Source organism: Streptomyces sp. NPDC058773 (genome assembly GCF_042746015.1).
GTDB lineage: Bacteria > Actinomycetota > Actinomycetes > Streptomycetales > Streptomycetaceae > Streptomyces.
Genome location: NZ_JBHYPE010000001.1, coordinates 53,774 through 79,765, shown reverse-complemented (window position 1 = coordinate 79,765; position 25,992 = coordinate 53,774). Strand labels below are relative to the sequence as shown.

Below are 25,992 nucleotides of genomic sequence, written 5' to 3'. Positions count from 1 at the left end.
CCACCCGGGCCCGCCCTCGCCCCTTACTCTGGTGTCGCACTCGACATCGTCATCGTCATCGGCAAGGGGACAGCGACAGCATGTACGGCTGGATCTGGCGGCATCTGCCGGGCAACACATGGATCAAGGCGCTGATTTCCCTGGTGCTCGTGCTGGCGGTCGTCTTCGTACTCTTCCAGTACGTCTTTCCGTGGGCGGAGCCCCTGCTCCCCTTCAATGACGTCACTGTCGATCAAGGGATGGCAGCCACCCGATGACCGCACGGATCCTCGTCGTCGACAACTACGACAGCTTTGTCTTCAACCTCGTCCAGTACCTCTACCAACTCGGCGCCGAATGCGAGGTGCTGCGCAACGACGAGGTCGCGACGCGGCATGCCCAGGACGGCTTCGACGGGGTGCTGCTGTCGCCCGGTCCCGGTACGCCCGAGCAGGCCGGCGTCTGTGTCGACATGGTCCGGCACTGCGCCGACACCGGCGTCCCGGTCTTCGGCGTCTGCCTGGGCATGCAGTCGATGGCGGTCGCGTACGGCGGCGTGGTGGACCGCGCCCCGGAGCTGCTGCACGGCAAGACCTCGCCGGTCCACCACGAGGACATCGGTGTCTTCGCCGGGCTGCCGTCCCCCTTCACCGCCACCCGCTACCACTCCCTCGCGGTCGAGCCGGACACCGTCCCCGACGAACTGGTCGTCACGTCCTGGACGGAGGCCGAGGACGTCCCCGGCGGACGGATCGTCATGGGGCTGCGGCACCGCGAACTCCCGGTCGAGGGCGTCCAGTTCCACCCCGAGTCGGTGCTGACGGAGTGGGGGCACCGGATGCTGGCCAACTGGCTCGTCGAATGCGGTGACAAGGGGGCGGTGGAGCGCTCGACGGGGCTGGCCCCGGTGGTCGGCAAGGCCGGCGGGTGACCGCCCTGCGCCCCGAACGTGAAGGAAGATCCCACGAACCGGACGAGCCGGAGCGGTCCTACCCACGGCAGGACCGGCACGGACAGCCCGATGCGTTCGAGGCGGCAGTGGAGCGTCTGGCCGACCCGCTGACCGATCCGCTGCCCGGCCAGACGCCGCAGGCGCCCGCACCCGGGACGTACGGGCAGCCGGGCCGGGGACGCCGACGGGGCAAACCCGCTCAGGAGGGCGGACCACAGGGCTCACCGTGGTTCCGTCCGCATCTGGAGCCCGAGGGGCCCACCCGGCCGGATCGGCAGTCGTACGGACCGCAGGCGGCCGCCTACGGCCCGGCGTACCGCTCCGTCCCCCGCCCCGCCGCCTCCGAACCGATAGCCCCGCGTGAAGCCGCCCCGGAAACACCGGCGCCGTCGGCCTCCGTGCCGCGCGTGAGCCCCAATGACCCGGCCGTGAGCCCCGCTCCGGCCACGGCCGCCGCCTCCGCGCCCTGGCAGGACGACGAGACCATGGCGCTGCGACAGGCCGAGAAGGCCGACGGGGACAACGTTTCACGTGAAACCGGCACCACGGTTTCACGTGAAACGACGGCGACCCCGACGCCCGGAGGACGGGCCGCCCGGCGCAAGGCCGCTCAGGAGGCCGCCAAGCGGGGCGGCAGACGCGGACGCCGCGGTGGCGCTGCCGCCGAGACAACGGCCGCTGACACCGCCTCCGAACCGGCTTCCGCCCCCATGACCCGGCTGGAGGCCCGGCAGGCCGCACGCGCGGCCAAGGACAGCCTCAGCCTGATCGCGAGCCGTGCGCTGGGCGAGGTGTTCATCAGCCTCGGCGTGCTGATGCTGCTGTTCGTCACGTATCAGCTGTGGTGGACGAACGTGCGGGCCGAACAAGAGGCGGGCGGCGCCGCCAACACCCTTCAGCACGAGTGGGACAGCGGCGGCAGCGAGAAGAAGAACCTCGCGGACGGCGAACGCTTCGGGATCATGTATATCCCCAAGCTGGACGTGAAGGCGCCGATAGCCGAGGGGATCGACAAGCACAAGGTGCTGGACCACGGCATGGTCGGTCACTACGACAAGAACAGCGGGATCAAGACCGCGATGCCCTGGGACAAGAAGGGCAACTTCGCGGTGGCGGCCCACCGCAACACGCATGGCGAGCCGTTCCGTTACGTCAACCGCCTGACCAAGGGCGACAAGATCATCGTCGAGACGAAGAGCTCGTACTACACCTACGAGATGGAGAGCATCCTCCCGCAGACGTCTCCGAGCAACACCAGCGTGATCGGCCCGGTGCCGCCCGGCTCGGGGTTCACCCGGCCCGGCCGCTACATCACCCTGACGACCTGTACCCCGGAGTTCACCAGTACCTTTCGGATGATCGTCTGGGGCAAGATGGTCGACGAGCGGCCGCGAAGCAAGGGCAAACCGGACGCGCTCGCCGGCTGAGCAAACACAAGAGGGGTGCTACGCGGTGACTGCCACCGGAAACGACGAGGCATGCGACCGGACCGCGCCGCCACTCGAACCGCGCCGGGTGCGCCGGGCCATCGCCTCCACCGTCAGCGTCATCGGCGAACTGCTGATCACGGTCGGACTGATCCTGGGCCTGTTTGTCGCCTACTCGCTGTGGTGGACCAACGTCCTCGCCGACCGCGAAGCGCACAAGCAGGGTGACCAGGTGCGGAAGCACTGGGCGCGCAGCGGTCCCAAGGGGCCCGGCGAGCTGGACACCAAGGACGGCATCGGCTTTCTGCACGTACCGGCGATGGACAACGGTGAGGTGCTGGTCGAGAAGGGCACCGACTCCAAGATCCTCAACGAGGGGGTGGCCGGCTATTACACCAAGCCGGTCAAGTCGGGGCTGCCCAAGGACAAGAAGGGCAACTTCACGCTCGCCGCGCACCGCGACGGCCACGGCGCGAAGTTCCACAACATCGACAAGCTCAAGGACGGCGACCCGATCGTCTTCGAGACCAAGGACACCTGGTACGTCTACAAGGTCTTCGCGACCCTGCCGGAGACCTCGAAGTACAACGTGGACGTCCTCGACGACATCCCCAAGGAATCCGGCAAGCGCAAGGCGGGCCGCTACATCACCCTCACGACCTGCACCCCGGTCTACACCTCGAACTACCGCTACATCGTCTGGGGCGAGCTGGAGCGGACCGAGAAGGTCGACGCGGAGCGGACTCCCCCGAAGGAACTGAAGTAGAAGCCGAGTAGAAGCAGAGTGTCCCGGTGCCCATGGGGCACCGGGACACTTCGATCATCAGGCGACAGCTTTAGTTGTTGCCCCCGAAGGCTCCGCCGAGGAAGCCACCGCCGTCGTCGCCGTTGTCATTGCCACCCACGGTGGTCAGCGTCACGGTGGTGGTCTTCGGGTCGGACGGCGTCTGCGGCGCCGGGTCCTGGTTGAGCACCCGGGCGTTGTCGTCCTGCGGGCCGCCGCCGGCGATCTGGATGTTGGTGAAGCCGGCCTGTTGCAGCATCTGCTGCGCTTCCTTGAGCTTCCGGCCCCGCACGTCCGGCATCGGGGTCTGTGCGCCCGCCTTGCCGACCGTGAGGGTCACCGTGGAACCGTTCTTGGCCGGGGTGTTCCCGTCCGGGCTCTGCCGGATCACCTTGCCGACCTGGTTCGGGTCGGTGACATCCTCTTCGTTCTTGGCGACCTCGAAGCCCAGACCCTTCAGCTGGTTCTGGGCCGTCGCGAAGTCCTGTCCGGTGACAGGCGGGACGGTCGTCTTCGGGGACTCCTGAGCAACGGTGAGGACGATCTCCGTGTTCTTGGCCGCCTCACTCTGGGGCCGGGGGGTCTGGCTGAGCACGAGGCCCGGGGTCCGGTCGGACTCCTTCTTGACCTGCCGGATGCGCGTGAAGCCCTTGCGCTCAAGGCGCTGTTTGGCCTTTTCGTACGAGAGGTCCTCGACATCGGGAACGGTGACCTTGACCGGCCCGGTGCACAGCGTGACCGTGACCGTCTCGTCCTTGTCGATCTTCGTGCCGGCCTTCGGCTCCTGCTCGGTGACCTCGCCCTTCTTGGCGTTGTCGCAGGCCTTCTTGCCGCCCTCGGAGACCTTGAAGCCGCCGTTGCGGCCGTACGCCTCGGCTTCCTCGAGCTTCTTGCCGGTGAGGTTGGGCACCGGCGTCTTGCCGCCGGTCTTGCTGTTGGTGAACATCGCCTTGCCGATGAAGATCGCACCGACCAGAACCAGGACGGCCGCGATCACCAGCAGGATCGTCGAGGTGTTGCTCTTCTTCTGACCGCCACCGCGGCGGCGGTCGCCGCGGTCGTCGTAGCCGTAGCCCCCGTCGTCCGGGTTCATCGGCGGAAGCATGGAGGTCTGGCCGGCCGGGTCCTGGGGACGCAGCATGGTGGTCGGCTGGTCCTGGTCGTAGCCGGCCGCGCCCATGGCGGCGGTCGCCGCGACCGGCTGGCCGTCCAGCGCCGCCTCGATGTCGGCCCGCATCTCGTCCGCCGACTGATAGCGGTAGTCCGGGTCCTTGACCAGCGCCTTCAGGACGATGGCGTCCATCTCCGGCGTGATCTCGGGGTCGAAGTTGCTCGGTTTCTGCGGCTCCTCGCGGACATGCTGATAGGCCACCGCGACCGGTGAGTCACCGACGAACGGCGGCCGGACCGTGAGCAGCTCGTAGAGCAGACAGCCGGTGGAGTACAGGTCGGAGCGGGCATCGACCTGCTCGCCCTTGGCCTGCTCGGGCGAGAGGTACTGAGCGGTGCCGATGACCGCGGCCGTCTGCGTCATCGTCATACCGGCATCACCCATGGCGCGGGCGATGCCGAAGTCCATGACCTTGACCTGGCCGGTGCGCGTCAGCATGACGTTGGCCGGCTTGATGTCGCGGTGGACGATGCCGGCCCGGTGGGAGTACTCCAGCGCCTGGAGGACACCGGTGGTCATCTCCAGCGAGCGCTCGGGCAGCAGCTTTCTTCCGGAGTGCAGCAGCTCACGGAGCGTGGAGCCGTCGACGTACTCCATGACGATGTACGGGATCGAGACACCGTCGACATAGTCCTCGCCGGTGTCGTAGACCGCGACGATCGACGGATGGTTCAGCGAGGCGGCCGACTGGGCCTCACGGCGGAACCGGGCCTGGAAGGACGGATCACGGGCGAGGTCCACCCGCAGCGTCTTCACAGCCACGGTGCGGCCGAGGCGGGTGTCATGCGCGAGGTACACCTCGGCCATGCCACCGCGGCCGAGCACCGAGCCCAGCTCGTACCGGCCGCCGAGGCGACGCGGCTCTTCCATAAGCTTCTCCAGCCCTCTCCGTCAGTCCCGACCGCACCGGTGTGTGGTCCGGCGGTGTGCTGTCCGGGCATACCGTACCCGTCGCGTCTTACCGGACCGGGCCGGAGCCGCAACCTGATACGCGACCGGTATTGGCATGATCCGCGTCACTTCTCGCCTTCGAGTACGGCCTGCATGACGTGCTTCGCGATCGGAGCTGCGAGCCTGCCGCCGGCGATGTCGTCGCGGAGCGTGTCGGATCCCTCAATCACGACCGCGACCGCGACCGGCGTGCCCTTGTCGGTCTTCGCGTAGGAGATGAACCAGGCGTACGGATTGTCCTTGTTGTCCTCGCCGTGCTGTGCGGTACCCGTCTTGCCGCCGACGGTGACGCTCGGGATCTGGGCGTTGGTACCCGTACCCGACTTGACCACGGTCTCCATGATGCTCTGGATCTTCTGCGCGTTCTCCGGGCTGAGCGGCTGGCTCATCTCCTGCGGAGTGTGCTGCTGGACCACATTGAGGTTCGTCGCCACCAGCTTGTCGACCATGTACGGCTTCATCAGCTTGCCGCCGTTGGCGACCGCCGAGGCGACCATGGCCATCTGGAGCGGCGTGGCGCGGTTCGAGGCCTGGCCGATGCCCGCCATCGCGTTCTGCGGCCGGTTGTCCTTGGGGAAGATGGACTCCGAGGCGCGGACCGGGGTGTTGATCCCGGGGTTGTTGAAGCCGAACTTCTCCGCCTCGGCCTTCATCTTCTTGTTGCCGAGGTCGGCGCTGATCTTGCCGAAGACGGTGTTGCAGGACACCCGCAGCGCCTCGCGCAGCGTGGCGTTCTTGCAGGGGATGTTGCCCTCGTTCTTCAGCTCGACGCCCGAGGTGTCGGGGAGCGTGTAGGGCAGCGGCGACCGGGTGGGGGTGTTGACGTCGTCGTAGAGGCCGTTCTCCAGGGCCGCCGCGGCCGTGACGACCTTGAAGGTGGAGCCGGGCGGGTAGGTCTGGCGCAGCGCCCGGTTGAGCATCGGCTCATCGGGGTTGTTCTTCTTCTGCAGCCCGTTGTACGCCTCGGCGTCCTTGTTGCTCATCCCCGCGAAGGTGGACGGGTCGTAGGACGGGGTGCTGGCCAGCGCCAGGATCGCACCGGTCTCCGGGTTGATCGCGGCGACCGCGCCCTTCTGCTTGCCGAGACCGTCGAAGGCGGCCTTCTGGGCCTTGGCATCGAGGGTGGTGACCACGTTGCCGCCCTTCTGCTTGCTGCCGGTGAACATGTCGACCGTGCGGCTGAAGAAGAGCCTGTCGTCGGTGCCGGTGAGGATGCCGTCGTTCAGCTTCTCGAGCTGGTTGGCGTCGAAGGCCTGCGAGGCGTAGCCGGTGACCGGCGCCCACATCTTGCCGTTCTTGTACGTCCGCTTGTACTTGAAGTCGCCGCTGTCGGTGGTCGTCGAGCCGGTGATGGCCTTGCCGTCGACGATGATGTTGCCGCGCGGGGTGCTGTAGCGCTCGATGGCGACCCGGCGGTTGTGCGGGTCGTTCTTGAGCTCGTCGCCCTGGACGAACTGCACCCAGTTGACGCGGATCAGCAGGGCGAGGACGAGCAGGCCGCAGAAGATGGCGACCCGGCGCAGGGGCTTGTTCACGGGCGGACCACCTGGGTCATCTCGGCGTCGGTGGACGGGGCGGGGGTCGGCGCCGGGCGGCGCGCGGTGTCGCTGATCCGGAGCAGGATCGCGACCAGTGCCCAGTTGGCGATCACGGACGAACCACCCTGGGCGAGGAACGGCATGGTCATACCCGTCAGCGGGATCAGGCCCGTCACACCACCGGCGACGACGAAGACCTGCAGCGCGAAGGCGCCGGACAGGCCGATCGAGAGCAGCTTGCCGAACGGGTCGCGGGCCGCCAGCGCCGTACGGATACCGCGCTCGATCAGCAGGCCGTACAGCATCAGGATGGCCATCAGGCCGGCGAGGCCGATCTCCTCGCCGACCGTGGCGAGGATGTAGTCACTCTTCGGCGCGATGCCCTGGATGAGGCGGGAGTAGCCCTGTCCCAGACCGGAGCCGAGGATGCCGCCGGAGCCGAAGGAGTACATCGCCTGGGCGGTCTCGGTGACACCGCCGTTGAGCAGCTCCAGCGGGTTGAGCCAGTTGTGCACACGGGTCTGGACGTGCGACTCGAAGGTGGCCACCGCGACCGCGCCGCCGGCGCTGAGCAGCAGACCGAACACGATCCAGCTGGTCCGCTCGGTCGCGACGTAGAGCATCACGACGAACAGGCCGAAGAACAGCAGCGAGGTACCCAGGTCGGTCTCGAAGACCAGGATCATCAGGCTCAGCGCCCAGATGACGAGGATCGGGCCGAGGTCGCGGCCGCGGGGGAGGTAGAGCCCCATGAAGCGGCGGCTGGCCAGTGCCAGCGCGTCCCGCTTCACCATCAGATAGCCGGCGAAGAAGATCGCGATGATGATCTTCGCGAACTCACCGGGCTGGAGCGAGCCGAGACCCGGGATCGTGATCCAGATCTTCGCGCCGTTCACACCGGGGAAGAACATCGGCGCCACCAGCAGCACCAGCGCGACCACCATCGAGATGTAGGTGTAGCGCTGGAGGACGCGGTGGTCCTTGAGGAAGATCAGGATGGCGAGGAAGAAGGCGACGCCGAGAGTCGACCACATCAGCTGGTTGGGCGCCATCGCCTTGCCCAGCGACGGCTCCTGGTCCAGCCGCCAGATGAAGATCAGTCCCAGCCCGTTGAGCAGGGTGGCGATGGGCAGCATCAGCGGATCGGCGTACGGCGCCCACTTGCGGACGACGAGATGCGCGACGCCCGCCAGCAGGCCCAGCCCGAGGGTGTAGCCCAGCACACCGGCCGGCACCGTACCGTCCTTGGCCAGGCCGACGTTGATGTACGCGAACACCGGAACCAGCACCGCGAAGATGAGCATCGCCAGCTCGGTGTTGCGGCGGCTCGGGGCTCCGATGGTGCCGATGGTGGTGGTGTTGGTGGTGCTGCTGCTCATGAGATCTACGGCCCCCTACGCCCTCACTGCTGGGTGCTGCAATTCTTTTCCAGCTTCTGCTGCTCCTGGGAAGGGGCCTGGCTGGGAGTGGCTTTGGGAGACGGAGACGTGGTCGCCGCCAGCGTGCCGGCGGTGCCGGTACCGCTGTCCTTGTCGGTGGTGGCGGGCCGGTGGCTCGGCGAGGAGGACGGGGAACCCGGCTTGCTCGGCGTGCCCGACTGGCCGCTGCCCGGGTGGCGCGCCGCATCACGCTCGGCGGCCTCCCGCTGCTCCTTGCTGCGGCAGGCGTTGGCCTGCTTGCTCAGCTCGGTGACCTTTTCGCCCGCCTGCGTGCGGCTGTCGACCGCGATCGTCTCCTTGACCTGATTGCGCTGGTACGGCGGCAGGTACTTGAGTTCGATCTCGGGGTGGTCCTCGTCCACGTCATTGAGCCTGATCCACGCGAGGTCCTGGCTGATGCCCCGGTAGAGCGCGACGTGGTCGTCCTTGGCACCGACGAAGTACTGGGTCTGCGTCCAGTTGTAGCCCGCGTAGCAGCCGCCGCCCACGACGGCCAGGGCCAGCGCGATGAACAGCGACCGCTTGAGCCACCGCCCGCGCCGCCGCGGCTTGACGAAGTCCTCGTCCATGAACGCGCCGAACGAGCCCTGCGGCGGCCCGTCGAACTCCTGGTCACCGCTGCCGGGCGGCCCGAAGGCGCCACCGGGTGCCTGGGGGTGCCCACCCGGCCTGCCGAGCTCGGCGGCCCGCGCGGCGGGGGTCTGCATCGTGCTCGGGTCGCTGAGCTGGTGCTGGTTCTCCGCGACGGCGCCGACGATGACCGGGGTGTCGTTGAGCTGGCCGGCCATCGTGTCGTTGCCGTCCACGTCCAGGACGTCGGCGACGATGCAGGTGATGTTGTCGGGTCCGCCGCCGCGCAGCGCGAGCTGGATCAGCTCCTGCACCGTCTCGTGCGGACCGTGGTAGCTGGCGAGGGTCTCTTCCAGCGTCTGGTGGCTGACCACCCCGGACAGCCCGTCCGAGCAGATCAGATACCGGTCGCCGGCCCGCACCTCGCGGATCGACAGATCGGGCTCGACGTGATCGCCGCTGCCCAGCGCCCGCATCAGCAGCGACCGCTGCGGATGGGTGGTTGCTTCCTCTTCGGTGATCCGGCCCTCGTCGACCAGCCGCTGCACCCAGGTGTGGTCCTGGGTGATCTGGGTCAGCGCACCGTCGCGCAGCAGATACGCACGCGAGTCGCCGACATGGACGAGACCGAGCCGCTGCCCGGTCCACAGCAGGGCGGTCAGGGTCGTGCCCATGCCCTCCAGCTGCGGGTCCTCCTCGACCATCACCCGCAGCTGGTCGTTGGCGCGTGTGACCGCCGTGCCCAGCGAGGTGAGGAGGTCGGAGCCGGGGACGTCGTCGTCGAGCTGGACGAGGGTGGAGATCACCTCGGAGGAGGCGACCTCACCGGCGGCCTGGCCGCCCATGCCGTCGGCGATGGCGAGCAGCCGCGGCCCGGCGTAGCCGGAGTCCTCGTTGCCCTCGCGGATCATGCCCTTGTGCGATCCGGCGGCGAAGCGCAGTGACAGACTCATGCGCACCTCTCCCGTCGGCTCGGGGTACAGCCGGTCTCTTCGAGCCACACTGCCCACCCTCCGGTCGGGAGCACGCCCGGGTCCGCCGGGTGGACCGCCGCGGCTCGCTCGCTCCGCTCGCTCATTGTCGTACTACTTCCGCAGCTCGATGACGGTCTTGCCGATGCGGATCGGGGCTCCCAGCGGAATCGGTGTCGGGGTCGTCAGCCGGTTCCGGTCCAGGTACGTGCCGTTGGTGGAACCGAGGTCCTCGACGATCCACTGGCCGTCACGGTCCGGGTAGATCCTGGCATGCCTGCTGGACGCGTAGTCGTCGTCCAGCACGATCGTGGAGTCGTGCGCACGGCCCAGGGAGATGGTCTGGCCTTGGAGGGCGACGGTGGTGCCGGTCAGCGAGCCCTCGGAGACCACCAGCTTGGTGGGCGCTCCGCGGCGCTGCCGGCTGTTGTTGCCGCGGCCGCCTTCCTGGCGGCGCTGCTGCTGCGGCGGCGCGGCGGCCTGCCGCTGCGCACGCGCTTCCTGCCCGCCGCGACGGGCGGCACCGCGTTGTGTGACGCGCGTGCCGAACAGATCGCTGCGGATGACCTGAACGGCCACGATGACGAACAGCCACAGTACGGCGAGGAAACCCAACCGCATGACCGTGAGGGTCAGCTCTGACATTGCCCCCGCTTCACCCTTCGGCTTGCCGGTAAACGATGGTGGTACTGCCCACGACAATCCGCGAGCCGTCGCGGAGATTAGCGCGAGTGGTGTGCTGCCCGTCTACCACGATGCCGTTCGTGGAACCCAGATCCTGGATCAGGGGGGGCGTTCCGACCCGGATCTCACAGTGACGCCGGGAGACACCCGGGTCGTCGATCCGTACGTCAGCGTCGGTGCTGCGGCCCAGCACGAGTGTGGGGCGCGAGATCTGGTGGCGGGTGCCGTTGATCTCGATCCAGCGCCTGGTTTGTGCGTGGGGCTGCGATCCGGGCGGTGCCGTACGGGGTACGGACTGCGCGCCGCCGGGAGGCGGGGACGAAGGCATGGGGGGCGGGCTCACATGGCCGCCACCCTGGTTGCCGCGGGGCGCGGCGGAGCGCCGCTCGGCCGCCGGGCCCGGGTTGTCCTGGGACGAGCTGGAGGCGAGCGTGCGGCTGCGCACGCGGTACAGACCGGTGTCGAGATCGTCGGCCTTCTCCAGATGGACCTTGATCGAGCCCATGAAGGTGTACCGCTGCTGCTTGGCATAGTCGCGGACCATGCTGGAGAGCTCGTCGCCGAGCTGCCCGCTGTAGGGGCTCAGCCGCTCGTAGTCGGGGGTGCTCAGCTCGACGATGAAGTCGTTGGGGACGACCGTGCGGTCGCGGTTCCAGATGGTGGCGTTGTTGTCGCACTCGCGCTGCAGGGCGCCGGCGATCTCAACGGGCTGCACCTCGGACTTGAACACCTTGGCGAAGGTGCCGTTGACGAGACCTTCGAGACGCTGCTCGAAACGCTTCAGTACTCCCACGGGGCACCTCCTTCCTCAGTCTTCGTCGGGGTCGTCCTGATCGAGTCGTCCTGATACTGCTTACTGATCGTATCCACGCGTCGGGAAATCGGCTGGTTCCCCTTTCCCGCCTTGAGGACGAGTGTCGCCCCTCACAGGGTTGCCCGGTGCTTGTCTGCTCCTTGTCCACTGCTTGTGCACTGCGATCGTAGATGTGCCCCGAAGACAGTGTCCCGCAACCGTCGACCGCTCCGGCCGGGCGGGGGCCGGAGTCGGACACGGCGCGGTGCCGCCCGGCCCGGAGGCGGACCGGGTGGCCGGCACCCCGATTGCGACTACCGCGAGTGTGGACCCTTTGGGCAGTGCTCGGCGAATGCCCGGGGTGAGACGGGGTGCCGCCCGGGTTGCCGCAGGGCGCGGAGCGGGGGAAAGGCGTGTGAAGGCACCCCCGACAGCGTGCTAGTGTTCTGGATGTCGGAAGGCGCTCGCAGCAGACCCGGACGGAACAGCCCGGATCACGTGAGAGAATCAACCGGCAGCACCCATGCGCGGGTGGCGGAATAGGCAGACGCGCTGGATTCAGGTTCCAGTGCCCGAAAGGGCGTGGGGGTTCAACTCCCCCCTCGCGCACAGATGAGACCCCCGGTCTGGAGAAATCCGGACCGGGGGTCTTTCGTTGTCTTCATCACGCTGTTGTCTGCGTCACGGCCGCGGCCGTGGGTGCCCTACGGCCGTCCTCGGCCGGGCTGTTGAGGCCTACGTCACATGCCTGCGGTCTCCTCGCCCGGCGCCCACACCCCGCTGCGGCCCTCCACCGCCCGCGTGGTGCCTGGTCCCGTCCTCGCTGCCATCTCCGTCACCCGGCGATCTCCGTCATGTCCGTACGGATGGTGCGGATGCGGGCGGTTTGCCGGGCGGGTGTGTGGCCGATGCCTCCGGGCGGGCGCGTGGCCGGTGTTCCCGGCGTGTGCGTGCGGGGGGGGGCGACTGGGCTGGGCGTGGGCGGGGTGGCCGGGGAGCCGCGCCGTAGGGGGCCGCCCGCCGGGAGGGGCTGCGGCAGGCCGTGGGAGGCCGTGCCGGCAGCCGCGCCCCGGTTCGGGTGGCCGGGCCTGTCTCGGGACGCTCAGGCGGCGAGGCGTTCGGCGAGGGCCTTGGCCTTGGCCGCCGCGTCCTTGTGGGCCTGCTCGCGGGAGGTCTCGTACTGGGGGATCAGCTCGGCCATCGCCGGGTTGTTCGGGGCCATGGTCAGCTCGGGAACGATGAAGTCGACCTCGAGGCCCAGCCCGCCGTTCAGCACGGCCTCCAGGTAGTTCTGCACGTACTCGAAGGACTCACGGGGCGTGCCCGGTGCGTAGGAACCGCCCCGGCTGGCGACGACGGTGACCGGGGTGCCCTTGGCCGACTGCTGCGCACCCGACGTACGGCCCATGATGATCACCTGGTCCAGCCACGCCTTCAGCGTGGACGGGATCGTGAAGTTGTACATCGGCGCACCTATGACGACCGCGTCCGCCTGCTCCAGCTCCTCGATGAGCTTGATGCGCCGGGCGAACGCCGCCTGCTGCTCCGGGGTGTGGGTGGCCGGGTCGGAGAAGGCGGCGGAGGCGCCGGCGCCGTCGAGGTGCGGCAGCGGATCGGCGGCCAGGTCGCGGTGGATCACCGTGCCGTCGGGGTGCTGCTCCTCCCAGGCCTTGCGGAAGGCCGCGGTGACCGAGCGGGAGGCGGAGCCGCCCTCGGGGAACAGGGAGGAGTCGATGAGCAGAAGCGTGGCCATGGGGATCGGTCCTTCAGTAGGCGGCCGGGCGGCGCTCGACCGTTGGTTAATTTCCGTACGTCACTATTGTTAGCACAGTAGCTTACTTTTCCGCAGTAGCCAACGGGAAGGCGGTACGCTGGGTTTATGGCGGACCACGGCGAGGCGATGTGCAGGCAGGTCGACGGCGGTATGACACGCGTCTTCGAGCTGTTCGGGAAGCGCTGGACGGGCCTGATCGTCGCCACCTTGATGCCGGGCCCGGTGCACTTCGCCGATCTGCGGCGGGCCATCCCCGGGATCAGTGAGCGGATGCTCTCCGACCGCCTCATGGAGCTGGCGGCGACCGGCCTGGTCGTCCGTGAGGTGGACGCGGGACCGCCGCTGCGCGTCTCGTACCGGCTGACGGAGGCGGGGCAGGCGATGGACCCCGCGCTCAAGGAGCTGGGGCGCTGGGCGGAGACCTATCTGGCCGAGGGCGGGCAGTGTCCGGAGCGGTTCCGGAAGTAGGTGTAGCGGGCGCCTTCGGCGGGCTGCGCGGTCGTGTCCGTTGTTGCGGGAGTGCTCGGGTGGGTGGTGTGGCCGGGCGTCTCAACCCAGCTGTTCCTGGGCGGTGTTGTAGCGGCGCAGATAGGTCGCGAAGCGGTCGAGGTGGTCCTCGTCCCAGTCGGCCATCCGCTCATGGAAGGACCGGCGCGGCTGGCGGTCACGTTGGCGAGCACCTGAGCGCCCTTCTCTGTGGGGTGCAGCACCTGGACCCGGTGGTTCTCCGGGTCGACGCGGCGCTCGACGAAGCCGAGCTTCTCCAGTGCGGCGATCTGCCGGCTGACCGTGGACGTGTCCAGGAAGTAGTGCGCCGCGAGGTCGGTGGCGCGGCATCCCTGCTGGTCATCGAGGTGCGCAAGCAGGGTGTAGGAGACCAGCGACAGCTCGGGATGCATCCGGGCGGCGGCGGGCGCGGGCCCGGCGGGCGAACGCGGTCATCCTCTGCTGGATGGTCTCGACGGAGTCCTCGCGGTGAGCCACGGATGGCGCCGGGGGTGCGGCTGCGGGGGAGACGGAGGAGATGGAGGAGGCGGTGGGCGTATAGCGGTCCGGGGAGTTATCCACAGGCCTCTGCGGGCCGTGCCGGGCTCTCGGTAACGTCATGGATGTCGGCAGGCCGGAACCGCCCGGCGCGCGGATGTACGCACCGCGCAGCGACACCGCACAGAAACCGCACAGAAGCAGCGCACGCACCAAGGCACTGAACACGGACAATGCACCGACGAGTCACTGCAGCGCAGGGACATCAAGAACGCAGGTTGTGAAGGGGGAGGTGGCCCGCTATGCCGCGAGTGCCGTACGTACCGGGGTTTGCCCATCCGGATGCACAGGGGCTGTCGCCCAAGGCCGTCGGGCGGGCGCTGCGGGAGCGGCTCCCGCGTTCCGGGCAGGCCGTGTTGCCGATCGCGGACGGGCGGCCGGACGCGGTCGCGGCGGTCGAGGAGTCCAACGCCGGCCGGCTGCCCGAGCTGACACCGATACGGGTCGGGCGGATGGCCGCCAGTCCCTTCGCCTTCCTCCGCGGCTCCGCCGGTCTGATGGCGTACGACCTGGCCACCGGCCCGGTGACCGGCATCGGCACACAGATCTGCGGAGATGCGCACGCCGCCAACTTCGGCCTCTACGGCGACGCCCGCGGCCGCCTCGTCATCGACCTCAACGACTTCGACGAGACCCTGCACGGGCCGTGGGAGTGGGATGTGAAGCGGCTCGCGACGTCGGTCGTGCTGGCCGGCCGGGAGGCGGGCGCCGACGAGGACGACTGCCGCAGGGCGGCGTGTGATGCGGTGGGCTCCTATCGGCGCACGATGCGGCTGCTGGCCAAGCGGTCGGCCATCGAGGCGTGGAACGCGATCGCCGATGAGGAGTTGGTCTCCCACACCGACGCGCGGGACCTGCTGGGAACGCTGGAGCAGGTCGCGGAGAAGGCCCGTAAGAACACCAGCGCGCGGTTCGCGGCCAAGGCGACGGAGGCGACGGCGGACGGCGGCCGCCGGTTCGTGGACGCGCAGCCGGTACTGCGGCGGGTGCCGGATGCGGAGGCGGCAGTGGTGGCCGAGTCCCTCACCGGCTATCTGGACACGATCGCCGAACACCGGCTTCCCCTGCTGGCCCGGTATGCGGTGCACGATGTCGCCTTCCGCGTGGTCGGCACGGGCAGCGTGGGACTGCGGTCGTATGTGGTGCTGCTGCTGGACCACCGAGGCGAGCCGCTGGTCCTGCAGGTGAAGGAGGCACGCGGTTCGGTACTGGCGCCCTTCGTGGAGAAGGCCGGCTTCCCGGTTCCGTCGGTGGCGCACGAGGGGCGCCGGGTGGTGCTCGGACAGCGCCGGATGCAGGTGGTCAGCGACATCCTGCTGGGCTGGACGACGGTGCAGGGCGTGGCCCCGTCGGGCAGGGGCGGCGCGGCTGCGGACGGCGGCCATCGGGAGGGACTGCCGTTCCAGGTCCGCCAGTTCAGAAACCGCAAGGGCAGCGTGGACCCGACGCAGCTGTGCGGTGACCAGATGGACGACTACGCCCGGATGACCGGCGCCCTCCTGGCGCGGGCGCACTCACACAGCGCCGACCCCCGCCTGCTGGCCGGCTACTGCGGCAAGAACGAAGAGCTGGACGAGGCCATAGCGGCCTTCGCGGTCTCCTACGCGGACCGCACGGCAGCGGACCACGCGGCACTGGCCACCGCGGTGAAGAACGGACGGATCGAGGCAGAGATGGGGGTGTGAGGAGAGCGGGCGGGAGGCTGGGGGCGGGGTGAGGAGGGCGTTGGGGGTGGCTCCCTGAGGCCGGATCGCCTTGAGGTGGCTCTCTGAGGTCGGCCTGGTCCGGCTCCGTTGGGCCGGTTCTCCCAGGCCAGCTCTGAGGTCGGCGCCGGGGTGGGGCGGTTGGCGGGCTGGGCGGCGTCGCGGCGTCGCGGCGTGGAGATTGGTCGCTTGGGGGCGCTTGGGCTCGGGGTGCTTGGGCCGGGGGTGGGGCCCTTGGGGGCGTGGGGTTCGTTGGAGGCGGGGTGGAGGAGGGAGGGGTGGGGGGCTGGGGGGGGAGGCCCCCAAGAGCAGCACCCCAAGCGGTCGAATGGCCGTGGAAGGCCGCACCGCTCGGGGCCGTACGCTGGCCGGGTGACGAACTCGCACGCGGAGAACGCGCAGGACGGCCAGCACCGACCGGACGTACCGGGCTCCCCCGACGCCCAGGCCGACCCGCAGGCACCGGACGCCCGCGGCGGCGGGCAGAGCGCCCGGCTCGGGCACGACGGCAGACCGGAAGATCAGGTCGCGGGCTCGGAGGAGTCGCACGTCGGCCACGAGGACCGGGGCGATCGCCCCGCGGACGAGGCCGCAGCAGGCGCCGAGCCGGGCGCAGGCCGGGCCGGTGAGCAGGCTGCTTCGGGTCTCGGTCAGGCTGCGGCGGGGACTGAGCTCCCGGGGCTCGGTCAGTCTGCGGCAGGCGCCGAGCCGGACGGGGCACCGGATGACGCGGCGACCGCAGCTCAGGACGAGGCGACCCGGCGGCTGGCGAAGGCGGTGCTGGCCGCGGAGCAGGCGCTGATCGAGTTCGAGATCGCGGTGGAGACGTTCCGGGTGGAGGTGGAGAACTTCTCCCGCCTGCACCACCAACGGCTCGGCCCCATGTACGCGCGGCTGGACGAGCTGGATGCGCAGATCGCCGAGGCGGTGGCGGCGCGTACCGGCGATCCTGAGGACATCCGTAAGGCGCGGGAGGCGCGGGCGTCGGTGCTGCCGATGCCGGAGGTCGAGGAGCTGTTCCACGGCTGGATGGGGTCGGACGGCCTGTTTCCCGAGGCTCAGGCGATGCTCACTGAGCAGTCCGTGCGGCCTCCGCAGAAGGTGCGGCCCAGCGAAGAGGCCCGCAAGGTCTACCGCGACCTGGTGCGCAAGGCCCACCCGGACCTGGCGCGGGACGACGCGGAGCGTGCGCGCCGGGACGCGTTCATCGCACGGGTCAACACGGCGTACGCCCAGGGTGACGAGGGGACGCTGCGCGAGCTGACGCGGGAGTGGGAGGCCGGTCCTGCGCCGGTCGAGGAGCGGCTCAGCGAGAGTGAGGAGCTTTACGCGCGGCTGGAGTGGCTGGCCGAGCGCAAGGAGCTGCTGGCCGCGATGGCCGCCGAGCTGGAGGAGAGCGCGATCGGCGCGATGATCAAGATGGCGCCGGAGGACCCGGACGCGTTGCTGGACGAGATCGCCGAGAAGCTGCTCGCGGACGTCGCGGAACGTGAGACCTACCTCGCGCAGCTGGTCGGGTAGCGTCAGACCCATGCAATTTGGTTCTGTGCCCACGGTCGGTGTCGACGCCCTCACCCCGGAGGCCTTCCTCCTGGACGTGCGCGAGGACGACGAGTGGGAGGCGGGGCACGCCGAGGGCGCGCTGCACATCCCGATGAGTGAATTCGTCGCCCGCTATGGGGAGTTGACCGATGTCGCGCCCGATGGCGGCAAGGTGTATGTGCTCTGCCGGGTCGGTGGACGCTCGGCGCAGGTGGCGCAATACCTGATCCAGCAGGGTGTCGACGCGGTGAACGTCGCGGGCGGCATGCAGGCGTGGGAGGCCGCCGGCCGCCCCGTTTCGGATGGCAAGGGCGGCTCCGGGGCGGTCATCTAGCCGGAGCGCCGGGGAGTGGTGCGGAGTCGCGCTGCCCGGCGTTCGGTCGGCCGGGGAGGGGTGTCCAGTCGGGCGGCGGTCGTCAGCGGACGGCCGTCATCCGACCCGGGGGTGGAGTCAGCTCCCCCGGAAACCAGCCAACAGACCCGGCAGTCGTAGCCTCTGCCTCCCGTGTGGCTGTCGGAGTCCGCACTCGATGATCGTCCGGGACGCAGAAGTCGTAGTCGGCACCGCCGCCCGATCACGGGGATGAGCGGTGGACCGTGCCCGTGCCCGAGCCCGGAGCCCGCTGCCGTACGGGGCCACCCGCCCCCGCCCAGCCCGTGCCGCTCCCCGGCACCCGCTCCAGTCCCCGCTCCCGGTTCAGCCCAGCGGATGTGTAGCCAGCAGCTCGCCGAGGGACTCCTCATGGGCGGCGGCAGGGCCGAGGGAGAGTTCGAGCTGTTTGGCCCAGGCGTGGTAGCGGTGCAGTGGGTAGTCGGTGTCGGCGCCGAATCCGCCGTGCAGATGCTGGGCGGTCTGGACGACGCGGCGCACGCCCTCCGAGGCCCAGATCTTGGCCACCGCGACATCACCCGCGGCCGGTAGCGGGCCGGCTGCTTCCGTGGTGATGCGCCAGGCGGCCTGCCAGAGCGTGGCCTCCATGGCGCGCAGGTCGATGAAGCGATCGGCGGCCTGGCAGGCGACGGCCTGGAAGGTGGCCACCGGGAACCCGAACTGTTCGCGCTTGCTGGTGTAGTCGCTGGTCATGGCCAGTACGCGCGTGCCGAGCCCCAGGGCGAGTGCGCAGGTTCCGATGGTCAGGACGTTGCTGAGCGACTCCCAGGCCGCGGGATCGGTGATCGCTTCCCGGGTGCTGATGCGTACGGAATCCAGCCGGACCTCGGCGTACGGCTCTCCGTTGGTGGACATCTGGTCGTCGAGCGTGAGGCCCGGGTGGGTGCGGGGGACGAGGGCGAGTACGGCGTGGCCTTCGGGAGTGTGGGCGGGGAGCAGGATCCGGTCCGCGGTCCGGGCCCAGGGGACAGCGGTCTGGACGCCGTTGAGGATCCAGTCCGCGTCTTCCTGGTGGGCTTCCACGGCGAGGTGGGCCGGCTCGTGCCCGGTGCGGCCGTGGGCGGCGACGGTCACGACGAGGTCCCCGGCGCCGATCAGGGGCAGCACCTCCGTCTTGAGCGCGTCGGCCGCATAGCGCTGGATGGTGAGGGCGGCCGCTCCGGACTCCAGCAGCGGTATCCGTGCCAGCACCTTGGCCGACTCGCGGAGTACGAGGCAGAGCGCGATCGGGTCCAGGCCCGCGCCGCCGTGCTCGGGCGCGATCGGCAGGCTCAGCAGGTCGGTTTCGGCGAGCGTGGACCACAGCGCGCGGTCGAAGTCGTCGGCAACCGCGCCGGGGGTGAGCGCTGGGCTGGGCACGCGGTCCGGAGCGACCGCCGAGAAGACGGCCTGCGCCGCTTCGACGGCGGCCTGCTGCTCCTCGGTGAAGGTGAAGTCCACAGCTCTGTCCTTCCACGCGGCACCACTAACTGACGGAGCGTCAAAATAGAACAGGTTGCAGGAATTGGGAATGGTGGAAGCGAGGGAACTGGGGAAGCGGGACGGGTCCGGAGCGATCGGTGAGTGAGTGGGAGGGGCGTTCGGGCACTCCGACCGGCCTCGGCGTCGGAGCCTGCCGCCGTGTCGGCGGCCGTGCGGTGTCGGCGTCGGTGCCGGTCCGGTTCCGGTCAGCCTGCCGCAACGAAGCCGAAGCCTCCCGGAGTTCAGGCCGGTCGCGGCAGGAAGGCTCCGTACGGTGCCGCCCGGGGCTGGGACGCTGCCCTGGTGGGGCGGCCGGGCGGCGGCCGGTGTGGCATCCGCGCGCCCGGCCCGTGAACCCGGACCGCTCGGGGCGGTCTCACCGGTCGAAGTCCAGCTCGACATTCTCCGTGACCGGATGCGACTGGCAGGCCAGGACGTAACCCGCGTCGACCTCATCGGATTCCAGGGCGAAGTTGCGGTCCATGCGGACCTCGCCCGAGACCAGGAACGCGCGGCAGGTGCCGCAGACGCCGCCCTTGCAGGCGTACGGGGCGTCCGCGCGGTTGCGCAGGACCGCTTCGAGCAGCGGCTCGCCGTCGTGGACGGGCCAGCTGCCGGAGCGGCCGTCGAGGGTGGCGGTCACGGTGCTGTGCGCGGGGGTGGCGGGTATGGGGGCGGTGGGGGCACCGTTGTCGACGTGGAAGATCTCTTCGTGGATGTGAGTGCGGGGCACATCGAGGGCGCGCAGGGCGCGTTCGGCGCCCTGGACCAGGCCGTACGGGCCGCAGAGATACCAGCCGTCAACGGAGTCGGTCTTCAGTAGCGCGGGCAGCAGGAAGCGGAGGCGGGCCTCGTCCAGGCGGCCGGACGGCAGGCCGGCCTGTTGTTCCTCGCGGGAGAGGGTGTGGATGAGCTGGAAGCGCTGCGGATAGCGGTCCTTGAGGTCGGCCACCTCCTCCAGGAACATCGTGGACGCCGCCGTCCGGTCACTGCGGATGAGACAGAAGCGGGCGTCCGGCTGCTGGGCGAGCAGGGTGGCGGCGATGGACAGCACGGGGGTGATGCCGCTGCCGCCGACGATTCCGACGAAGTGGCCGGGGCGCGGTTCGAGGGTGAACCGGCCGGCCGGGGCCATGACCTCCACCGTGTCGCCGACCGCCAGTTCCTTGAGGGCATATGTGGAGAACGCGCCGTCCTCGACCAGCCGGATGCCCACACGCAGTACGGGCCGGTCGGTGGCCGGGGTGCAGATGGAGTACGTACGGCGGATCTCCTGGCCGTCGACCGTTCTGCGCAGCGCGATGTGCTGCCCGGGTGTGTGCCGGAAGGTCGTGTGCAGCTCGGGCGGGACCTCGAAGGTGACGGCCACCGCGTCGTCCGTGAGCCGCTCGATCTCCCGGACCTGGAGCGGGTGGAACATCACAACTCCTTGAAGTGGTCGAAGGGTTCGCGGCAGGACTCACAGCGGCGCAGTGCCTTGCATGCCGTGGAGGAGAAGCGGCTCAGCAGGGTGGTGTCGGTCGATCCGCAGTGGGGACAGCGGATGGTGAGGTCGACGGCGACCGGTCCGCCGGCCGGCCCCGTGGGGCGTGGCGGGGCGATCCCGAATTCGGCGAGCTTGCGGCGGCCCTCGGCGGTGATCGCGTCCGTGGTCCACGGCGGGCTCAGGACTGTACGGACCTCGACCTCGGGTATGCCGTGGTCGTGCAGCACCCGCTCGATGTCGGTGGTCATCGCCTCTATCGCGGGGCAGCCGGTGTACGTCGGGGTGAGCAGTACTTCGACCCGGCCGGGGGACATGAGCTGGACCCCGCGGAGTACGCCGAGCTCGGCGAGGGTGAGCACGGGCAGCTCGGGGTCGGGAACGGAGCCGGCCAGCGCCAGCAGTTCCTCTTCGAGGGCGGTGGTGGTCACCATGACGCCCCCGGGTGGCTGCGGTGGAGGTGCTGCATCTCGGCGACCAGCCGTCCGAACGATTCGGTGTGCAGGCCTTGGCGGCCCGCGCCGGCCCGCCAGGCGCCGTGCCCCGGGCCCTCGGGGACGGTGAGGGTGGCCTGCTCCAGGGTGGCGGTGATGCGGATGGTCCAGGTGTCGTGCAGCGCCGACCAGGGCACCGCTTCCAGTCCTTCCACCGGTTCGAAGAGTTCGCCGGTGAAGCGCCACAGGGCGTCCAGGGCGCGCTGCATACGGGCGTGGCTCTCGTCCGTGCCGTCGCCCAGACGCAGTGTCCACTGGTGGGCGTGGTCACGGTGGTAGGCGACCTCCTTGACGGCCTTCCCGGCCAGCGGCGCCAACTCGCTTTCGGCCGCGGCGAGATGGTCGAACAGCAGCTCCTGGTAGGTGGAGAAGTAGAGCTGGCGGGCGATGGTGTGGGCGAAGTCGCCGTTGGGCTGTTCCACGAGCTGGAGATTGCGGAACTGCCGCTCCTCGCGCAGATAGGCCAGCTCGTCCTCGTCACCGGCCAGGGAGAGCAGCACCCGGGCCTGGCCGAGCAGGTCCAGCGCGATATTGGCCAGGGCGACCTCCTCCTCCAGGACGGGGGCGTGGCCGGCCCACTCGCCCAGACGGTGGGAGAGGATCAGGGCGTCGTCCCCGAGCGGAAGGGCCGGGGTGGCGGTGATGTTCATCAAAGGTGATGCACCCCGTCCGGGATCTCGTAGAAGGTCGGGTGGCGGTAGGGCTTGTCGCCGGCCGGCTCGAAGAAGGCGTCCTTCTCGTCCGGTGAGGAGGCGGTGACCTGCGCCGAGGGCACCACCCAGATGGAGACGCCTTCCGAGCGGCGGGTGTAGAGGTCGCGGGCGTTGCGCAGCGCCATCTCGGCGTCCGGTGCGTGCAGGCTGCCGGCGTGGGTGTGTGAGAGACCGCGGCGGCTGCGGACGAAGACCTCCCACAGGGGCCAGTCGGTGGGCACCTGGGCGGTGGCGGCTTCGGTGGGGCGTGGTGTCGTCATCGGGTGGCCTTCCCGTGCTTGGCCGCGTGGGCGGCGGCTGCCTCGCGCACCCAGGCGCCGTCCTCATGGGCCTGTCGCCGGCGGTTGATGCGTTGTTCGTTGCAGGGGCCGTTGCCCTTGAGGACCTCGCGGAACTCGGCCCAGTCGATCGGGCCGAAGTCCCAGTGGCCGCGCTCGTCGTTCCACGTCAGGTCCGGGTCGGGGAGCGTCAGCCCGAGGCTCTCCGCCTGCGGGACGCAGATGTCCACGAAGCGCTGGCGCAGTTCGTCATTGGAGTGCCGCTTGATCTTCCAGGCCATGGACTGCGCGGAGTGCGACGACTCGTCGTCCGGCGGGCCGAACATCATCAGGGACGGCCACCACCAGCGGTTCACCGCGTCCTGCGCCATGGCGTGCTGTGCTTCGGTGCCGCGGCTGAGGGTCAGCAGGAGTTCGTAGCCCTGGCGCTGGTGGAAGGACTCCTCCTTGCAGATGCGGACCATGGCGCGGGCGTAGGGGCCGTACGAACACCGGCACAGCGGGACTTGGTTGGTGATCGCGGCGCCGTCCACGAGCCAGCCGATGGCTCCGACGTCCGCCCAGGTCAGGGTCGGGTAGTTGAAGATCGAGGAGTACTTCTGGCGGCCGGAGTGCAGCTTGTCGAGCAGTTCGTCGCGGCCGGTGCCGAGGGTCTCGGCGGCGCTGTAGAGATACAGGCCGTGGCCGGCCTCGTCCTGCACCTTCGCCATCAGGATCGCCTTGCGGCGCAGGGACGGCGCCCGGGTGATCCAGTTGGCCTCCGGCTGCATGCCGATGATCTCGGAGTGGGCGTGCTGCGCTATCTGCCGCACGAGTGTCGAGCGGTAGGCGTCCGGCATCCAGTCCCGCGGCTCGATGCGCTCTTCCGCGGCCACGGTGGCGTCGAATGCGGCCTCTCGGGCCGTCTCTTCCGGCGCGATCGTCGTCATGTGGTGCCCCCTCGCTGCTCCCGACCGACCGATCGTTCGGTTCAATGGTGAGTGGGCGGACCTCGGGTGTCAAGCCTGTGGATAACCCGGGGAAGGTGTGCCCGGTGGTGCCGCGTAGGTACGGTTCCGGAGCGGAGTCAGACCTTGGATTCTGGGAACGGGGCGGGAATGCAGTCATACGGGGACGAATCGCGGCCACTGGCCGCGCTCTCGCTGCCCTCACGGATCGTCATAGGAGTGGCCGCCTGTGCCATCGCGGTGATCGTCGCGATCCATCTCGCCATGATGTTCCTGCACGTGGCGCCGTCGAACACGCTCAGCAAGCAGCAGGGCGCCCTGATCAGCGACTATGTCTATCCCGAGTACGAGCAGAACTGGAAGCTGTTCGCACCCAACCCGCTCCAGCAGAACAGCGCGGTCCAGGTCCGCGCACAGCTGCGCACCGAGGACGGCGCCCAGCGGACCACCGGCTGGACCGATCTGACCGCCCGCGACGGCCAGGCCATCCGCCACAACCCGGTGCCCAGCCACACCCAGCAGAACCAGCTGCGCCGTGGGTGGGAGCTCTTCCTCAACACGCACAACGCGCAGAACCGCCCGGTCGGCCTGCGTGGTGAGCTGTCCGAGCGCTACCTCCGGCGGCTCGTGATGCTCCGGATGGACGGCGAGTGGACCCGGGGCGGTGCCCGGGTCGAGCGGATTCAGGTCCGCTCGCAGACGACGGCGGTCCGCCCGCCGCCGTGGAGCTCCGAGAAGATCAGCGTCAAGCCCGTGTTCCGCGTGCTGCCCTGGTGGCAGGTCACCGCAGCCGACCTGCCCGAGGGGGCGAAGAACCAGTGACTTCACCGACGCCCCGGCAGCCTCAGCAGACACCCGGCGCACAGCAGCCCGCGCACCCCACGGACCCGACCGACGTGCCCCGGCAAACGCAGGTGCCCCAGGGTCCCCAGGAGTCCGCCCCGTACGAAGAGACCCGTATCGAGCGCGTCATCGGCCGCGGCTTCCGGTACGCCACGGAGCGGGCGCTGGCCCCGTACCAGACCGCCGTGATCCGGATCGGCTTCTCGGCGACCTGGCTGCTGTTCCTGCTGCGCGAATGGCCGCACCGCGCGGTGCTCTACGGGCCCGACAGCCCCTGGAGTCTGGACATGGCGCGCCGGCTGCTGGACGGCAACCACGCCTTCTCGGTGCTGCCCTGGTCCGACGGCCGCGGCTGGTTCGAGTGCGTCTACCTGTTGGCCATCGTGGCCGGCGCGCTGCTGATGCTCGGCTGGCGCACCCGCACCATGTCGGTGCTCTTCATGATCGGCGTGATCTCGCTGCAGAACCGCAGCGTCTTCATAGGGGACGGCGGCGACAACGTCATCCACCTGATGTCGATGTATCTCGTGCTGACCCGGTGCGGGCAGGTCTGGTCGCTGGACGCGCGACGCGCGAAGCGGGCCGCGGATGCCGCCGGCGGCGCGCCCGGCGGCTCCCGTGATCTGCCCGGCGTCATCCTGTGGGCCGTGCTCGGCCTCGCCCTGGCCGTCGCCCAGCTCGGCGGCAACTACGGCCTCGACTGGATCGAGAACGGCCCGTTCCCGCACATCGGCTGGAGCCCGGTGCTCTGGGGGCTGTGGGCGGCGCACGGTCTGTGGTGGGCGGTGCAGCGGTACGCGCCCGGCGAGCCGCGGATCGTCCTGGACACCCTCACCAAGCTCGCCCACAACGGTGCGCTGCTGGTGATCATGGTCGAGGTCTGCCTGATCTACGCCACCGCCGGCTGGTACAAGATCCAGGGCAGTCGCTGGCAGGACGGCACCGCGGTCTACTTCCCGATGCACCTGGACTACTTCTCCCCCTGGCCGTCGCTGTCCGAGCTGCTGGGCAGCAACGGCGTGATGATCATGCTGATCACCTACGGCACCGTGATCGTCCAGGTCGCGTTCCCGTTCACGCTCGCCAACCGGCGGCTGAAGAATGTGCTGCTGGTCGTGATGATCTGTGAGCACCTCTCGATCGCGTTCCTGCTGGGGCTGCCGTTCTTCTCGCTCGCGATGATCACTGCGGACGCGGTCTTCCTGCCGACGAACTTCCTGACCTGGCTCGCCGCCCGCCTCTCCGGCCTGCGCGGACGGCTGTTCCCGCGCGGTGGACCGGCCCGTACGGCCGGCGGAGCCGACGGCGGAGAGCCGGATGCCCGTACGGACCACAGCGGCGGTGGCCATACGCTCGTGGGGTGAGCAGCGAGAACACCGCCCCCGCCGAGCCCCTCCAGTACGACGAGGGGTACGGGCCGCAGATCGGCGTCGGACCGCACCCGGAGCCCTGGCCGCAGGACGAGCGGTTCGACCCCGAGCTGCTCGCCCACGGCGACCGCCGCAATGTCGTCGACCAGTACCGCTACTGGACGCGCGAGGCGATCGTCGCGGACCTCGACACCCGCCGCCATGACTTCCATGTGGCCGTCGAGAACTGGGGCCACGACTTCAACATCGGCTCGGTCGTCCGGACCGCGAATGCGTTCCTGGCCAAGGAGATCCATATCGTCGGGCAGCGCCGCTGGAACCGGCGCGGCGCGATGGTGACCGACCGCTACCAGCACATCCGCCACCACCCGGACAGCGCGGAGCTCACCGCCTGGGCTGCGGCCGAGGAGCTGCCGATCATCGGGATCGACAATCTCCCCGGCTCCGTACCGCTGGAGACGACCGCGCTGCCGCGCCGCTGTGTGCTGCTGTTCGGCCAGGAGGGGCCGGGGCTGACCGAGGAAGCGCGCCGGCACGCCTCGCTGGTCTGCTCGATCGCGCAGTTCGGCTCGACCCGTTCGATCAACGCGGGGGCCGCGGCCGCCATCGCGATGCATGCCTGGATCGGCCGCCATGCGCACATCGAGGCGCCGGGCGCCCTCTGACGGGCCCCGGGCTCCGACGGTGGCC

The 25,992-nt window shown here is 69.7% G+C and carries 24 protein-coding genes, 1 tRNA gene and 1 pseudogene; 12 read left to right on the top strand and 14 right to left on the bottom strand.

Annotated elements, in window-relative coordinates; translation table 11 throughout:
• Positions 1–80: 80 nt before the first annotated feature.
• Genes ACFW5B_RS00340 through ACFW5B_RS00325 form a run of 4 tightly spaced genes read left to right on the top strand, consistent with a single transcriptional unit; the run spans position 81 to position 3,124 of the window.
• Positions 81–257: a hypothetical protein gene (locus ACFW5B_RS00340; protein WP_386430950.1), complete on the top strand. Its 177-nt coding sequence runs from the start codon at positions 81–83 to the stop codon at positions 255–257.
• Complete coding sequence (locus tag ACFW5B_RS00335) at positions 254–910, top strand: aminodeoxychorismate/anthranilate synthase component II (RefSeq protein WP_386430948.1); 657 nt, start codon at positions 254–256, stop codon at positions 908–910. Before ACFW5B_RS00340 ends, ACFW5B_RS00335 begins: the two co-directional genes overlap by 4 nt.
• A complete protein-coding gene (locus ACFW5B_RS00330) occupies positions 907–2,358 on the top strand; it encodes a class E sortase (protein ID WP_386430946.1) in 1,452 nt (483 codons plus the stop codon). The genes ACFW5B_RS00335 and ACFW5B_RS00330 overlap by 4 nt, the downstream gene beginning before the upstream one ends.
• Positions 2,359–2,383: 25 nt before the next feature.
• Complete coding sequence (locus ACFW5B_RS00325) at positions 2,384–3,124, top strand: class E sortase (RefSeq protein ID WP_386430944.1); 741 nt, start codon at positions 2,384–2,386, stop codon at positions 3,122–3,124.
• A gap of 70 nt (positions 3,125–3,194) precedes the next feature.
• Here the strand turns inward: ACFW5B_RS00325 and pknB are convergent, their stop codons facing one another.
• From pknB to ACFW5B_RS00295, 6 genes are all read right to left on the bottom strand, one after another.
• The gene (gene pknB, locus ACFW5B_RS00320; RefSeq protein WP_386430942.1) at positions 3,195–5,183 is read right to left on the bottom strand and encodes a Stk1 family PASTA domain-containing Ser/Thr kinase; all 1,989 of its coding nucleotides are present in this window, start codon (positions 5,181–5,183) and stop codon (positions 3,195–3,197) included.
• Between the two features lie 146 nt (positions 5,184–5,329).
• Complete coding sequence (locus ACFW5B_RS00315; protein ID WP_386430940.1) at positions 5,330–6,799, bottom strand: peptidoglycan D,D-transpeptidase FtsI family protein; 1,470 nt, start codon at positions 6,797–6,799, stop codon at positions 5,330–5,332.
• Positions 6,796–8,181, bottom strand: a complete 1,386-nt coding sequence (locus ACFW5B_RS00310) for an FtsW/RodA/SpoVE family cell cycle protein (protein WP_386430938.1) — start codon at positions 8,179–8,181, stop codon at positions 6,796–6,798. The genes ACFW5B_RS00315 and ACFW5B_RS00310 overlap by 4 nt, the downstream gene beginning before the upstream one ends.
• 23 nt (positions 8,182–8,204) lie before the next feature.
• On the bottom strand, positions 8,205–9,764 hold the full coding sequence (locus ACFW5B_RS00305) for a PP2C family protein-serine/threonine phosphatase (protein ID WP_386430936.1): 1,560 nt from the start codon (positions 9,762–9,764) through the stop codon (positions 8,205–8,207).
• Positions 9,765–9,896: 132 nt separating this feature from the next.
• Complete coding sequence (locus ACFW5B_RS00300; RefSeq protein ID WP_386430934.1) at positions 9,897–10,427, bottom strand: FHA domain-containing protein; 531 nt, start codon at positions 10,425–10,427, stop codon at positions 9,897–9,899.
• 10 nt (positions 10,428–10,437) lie between these two features.
• Positions 10,438–11,259 (bottom strand): FhaA domain-containing protein, encoded by an 822-nt coding sequence (locus tag ACFW5B_RS00295; protein ID WP_386430932.1) that lies wholly within the window; start codon positions 11,257–11,259, stop codon positions 10,438–10,440.
• 525 nt (positions 11,260–11,784) lie between these two features.
• Here ACFW5B_RS00295 and ACFW5B_RS00290 point away from each other — a divergent pair.
• Positions 11,785–11,868, top strand: a tRNA-Leu gene (locus ACFW5B_RS00290).
• Positions 11,869–12,361: 493 nt separating this feature from the next.
• On the opposite strand, the gene ACFW5B_RS00285 is transcribed toward ACFW5B_RS00290, so the two are convergent.
• Positions 12,362–13,012: an FMN-dependent NADH-azoreductase gene (locus ACFW5B_RS00285; protein ID WP_386430930.1), complete on the bottom strand. Its 651-nt coding sequence runs from the start codon at positions 13,010–13,012 to the stop codon at positions 12,362–12,364.
• Between the two features lie 126 nt (positions 13,013–13,138).
• Here ACFW5B_RS00285 and ACFW5B_RS00280 point away from each other — a divergent pair, with 126 nt between their 5' ends.
• Positions 13,139–13,501 (top strand): winged helix-turn-helix transcriptional regulator, encoded by a 363-nt coding sequence (locus tag ACFW5B_RS00280; RefSeq protein ID WP_386430928.1) that lies wholly within the window; start codon positions 13,139–13,141, stop codon positions 13,499–13,501.
• Positions 13,502–13,582: 81 nt separating this feature from the next.
• On the opposite strand, the pseudogene ACFW5B_RS00275 reads toward ACFW5B_RS00280, so the two are convergent.
• A pseudogene (locus ACFW5B_RS00275) lies at positions 13,583–14,017 on the bottom strand (MarR family winged helix-turn-helix transcriptional regulator).
• A 302-nt stretch (positions 14,018–14,319) separates the two neighbouring features.
• Between ACFW5B_RS00275 and ACFW5B_RS00270 the strand changes: the two are divergent.
• The 3 genes from ACFW5B_RS00270 (at position 14,320) to ACFW5B_RS00260 (ending at position 17,656) form a co-directional block, all read left to right on the top strand.
• On the top strand, positions 14,320–15,762 hold the full coding sequence (locus tag ACFW5B_RS00270) for a DUF2252 domain-containing protein (protein ID WP_386430926.1): 1,443 nt from the start codon (positions 14,320–14,322) through the stop codon (positions 15,760–15,762).
• 390 nt (positions 15,763–16,152) lie between these two features.
• Entirely contained in the window at positions 16,153–17,301 is a 1,149-nt protein-coding gene (locus ACFW5B_RS00265) for a J domain-containing protein (protein ID WP_386430924.1), read from the top strand.
• A gap of 10 nt (positions 17,302–17,311) precedes the next feature.
• A complete protein-coding gene (locus ACFW5B_RS00260) occupies positions 17,312–17,656 on the top strand; it encodes a rhodanese-like domain-containing protein (RefSeq protein ID WP_386430922.1) in 345 nt (114 codons plus the stop codon).
• Positions 17,657–18,019: 363 nt separating this feature from the next.
• Here ACFW5B_RS00260 and ACFW5B_RS00255 read toward each other — a convergent pair whose 3' ends face one another.
• The 6 genes from ACFW5B_RS00255 to paaA all read right to left on the bottom strand — a co-directional run bounded on the left by ACFW5B_RS00255 (position 18,020) and on the right by paaA (position 23,071).
• Complete coding sequence (locus tag ACFW5B_RS00255; RefSeq protein ID WP_386430920.1) at positions 18,020–19,153, bottom strand: acyl-CoA dehydrogenase family protein; 1,134 nt, start codon at positions 19,151–19,153, stop codon at positions 18,020–18,022.
• Positions 19,154–19,550: 397 nt separating this feature from the next.
• Positions 19,551–20,594, bottom strand: coding sequence for a 2Fe-2S iron-sulfur cluster-binding protein (locus ACFW5B_RS00250; protein WP_386430918.1), 1,044 nt, complete (start codon positions 20,592–20,594; stop codon positions 19,551–19,553).
• Positions 20,594–21,091, bottom strand: coding sequence for a 1,2-phenylacetyl-CoA epoxidase subunit PaaD (gene paaD, locus ACFW5B_RS00245; protein WP_386430916.1), 498 nt, complete (start codon positions 21,089–21,091; stop codon positions 20,594–20,596). Before paaD ends, ACFW5B_RS00250 begins: the two co-directional genes overlap by 1 nt.
• Positions 21,085–21,801 carry a 1,2-phenylacetyl-CoA epoxidase subunit PaaC gene (gene paaC / locus ACFW5B_RS00240; protein ID WP_386430914.1) on the bottom strand — a complete coding sequence of 239 codons (717 nt, stop codon included), beginning with the start codon at positions 21,799–21,801 and terminating at the stop codon, positions 21,085–21,087. The genes paaD and paaC overlap by 7 nt, the downstream gene beginning before the upstream one ends.
• A complete protein-coding gene (gene paaB, locus ACFW5B_RS00235) occupies positions 21,801–22,124 on the bottom strand; it encodes a 1,2-phenylacetyl-CoA epoxidase subunit PaaB (RefSeq protein WP_386430912.1) in 324 nt (107 codons plus the stop codon). The genes paaC and paaB overlap by 1 nt, the downstream gene beginning before the upstream one ends.
• The gene (gene paaA / locus ACFW5B_RS00230; RefSeq protein ID WP_386430910.1) at positions 22,121–23,071 is read right to left on the bottom strand and encodes a 1,2-phenylacetyl-CoA epoxidase subunit PaaA; all 951 of its coding nucleotides are present in this window, start codon (positions 23,069–23,071) and stop codon (positions 22,121–22,123) included. Before paaA ends, paaB begins: the two co-directional genes overlap by 4 nt.
• A 168-nt stretch (positions 23,072–23,239) precedes the next feature.
• Here paaA and ACFW5B_RS00225 point away from each other — a divergent pair, with 168 nt between their 5' ends.
• Genes ACFW5B_RS00225 through ACFW5B_RS00215 form a run of 3 tightly spaced genes read left to right on the top strand, consistent with a single transcriptional unit; the run spans position 23,240 to position 25,967 of the window.
• Positions 23,240–23,911: a DUF5819 family protein gene (locus ACFW5B_RS00225; RefSeq protein ID WP_386430908.1), complete on the top strand. Its 672-nt coding sequence runs from the start codon at positions 23,240–23,242 to the stop codon at positions 23,909–23,911.
• Positions 23,908–25,296, top strand: coding sequence for an HTTM domain-containing protein (locus tag ACFW5B_RS00220; protein ID WP_386430906.1), 1,389 nt, complete (start codon positions 23,908–23,910; stop codon positions 25,294–25,296). Before ACFW5B_RS00225 ends, ACFW5B_RS00220 begins: the two co-directional genes overlap by 4 nt.
• Positions 25,293–25,967 carry a TrmH family RNA methyltransferase gene (locus ACFW5B_RS00215; protein WP_386430904.1) on the top strand — a complete coding sequence of 225 codons (675 nt, stop codon included), beginning with the start codon at positions 25,293–25,295 and terminating at the stop codon, positions 25,965–25,967. The genes ACFW5B_RS00220 and ACFW5B_RS00215 overlap by 4 nt, the downstream gene beginning before the upstream one ends.
• Positions 25,968–25,992: the final 25 nt, after the last annotated feature.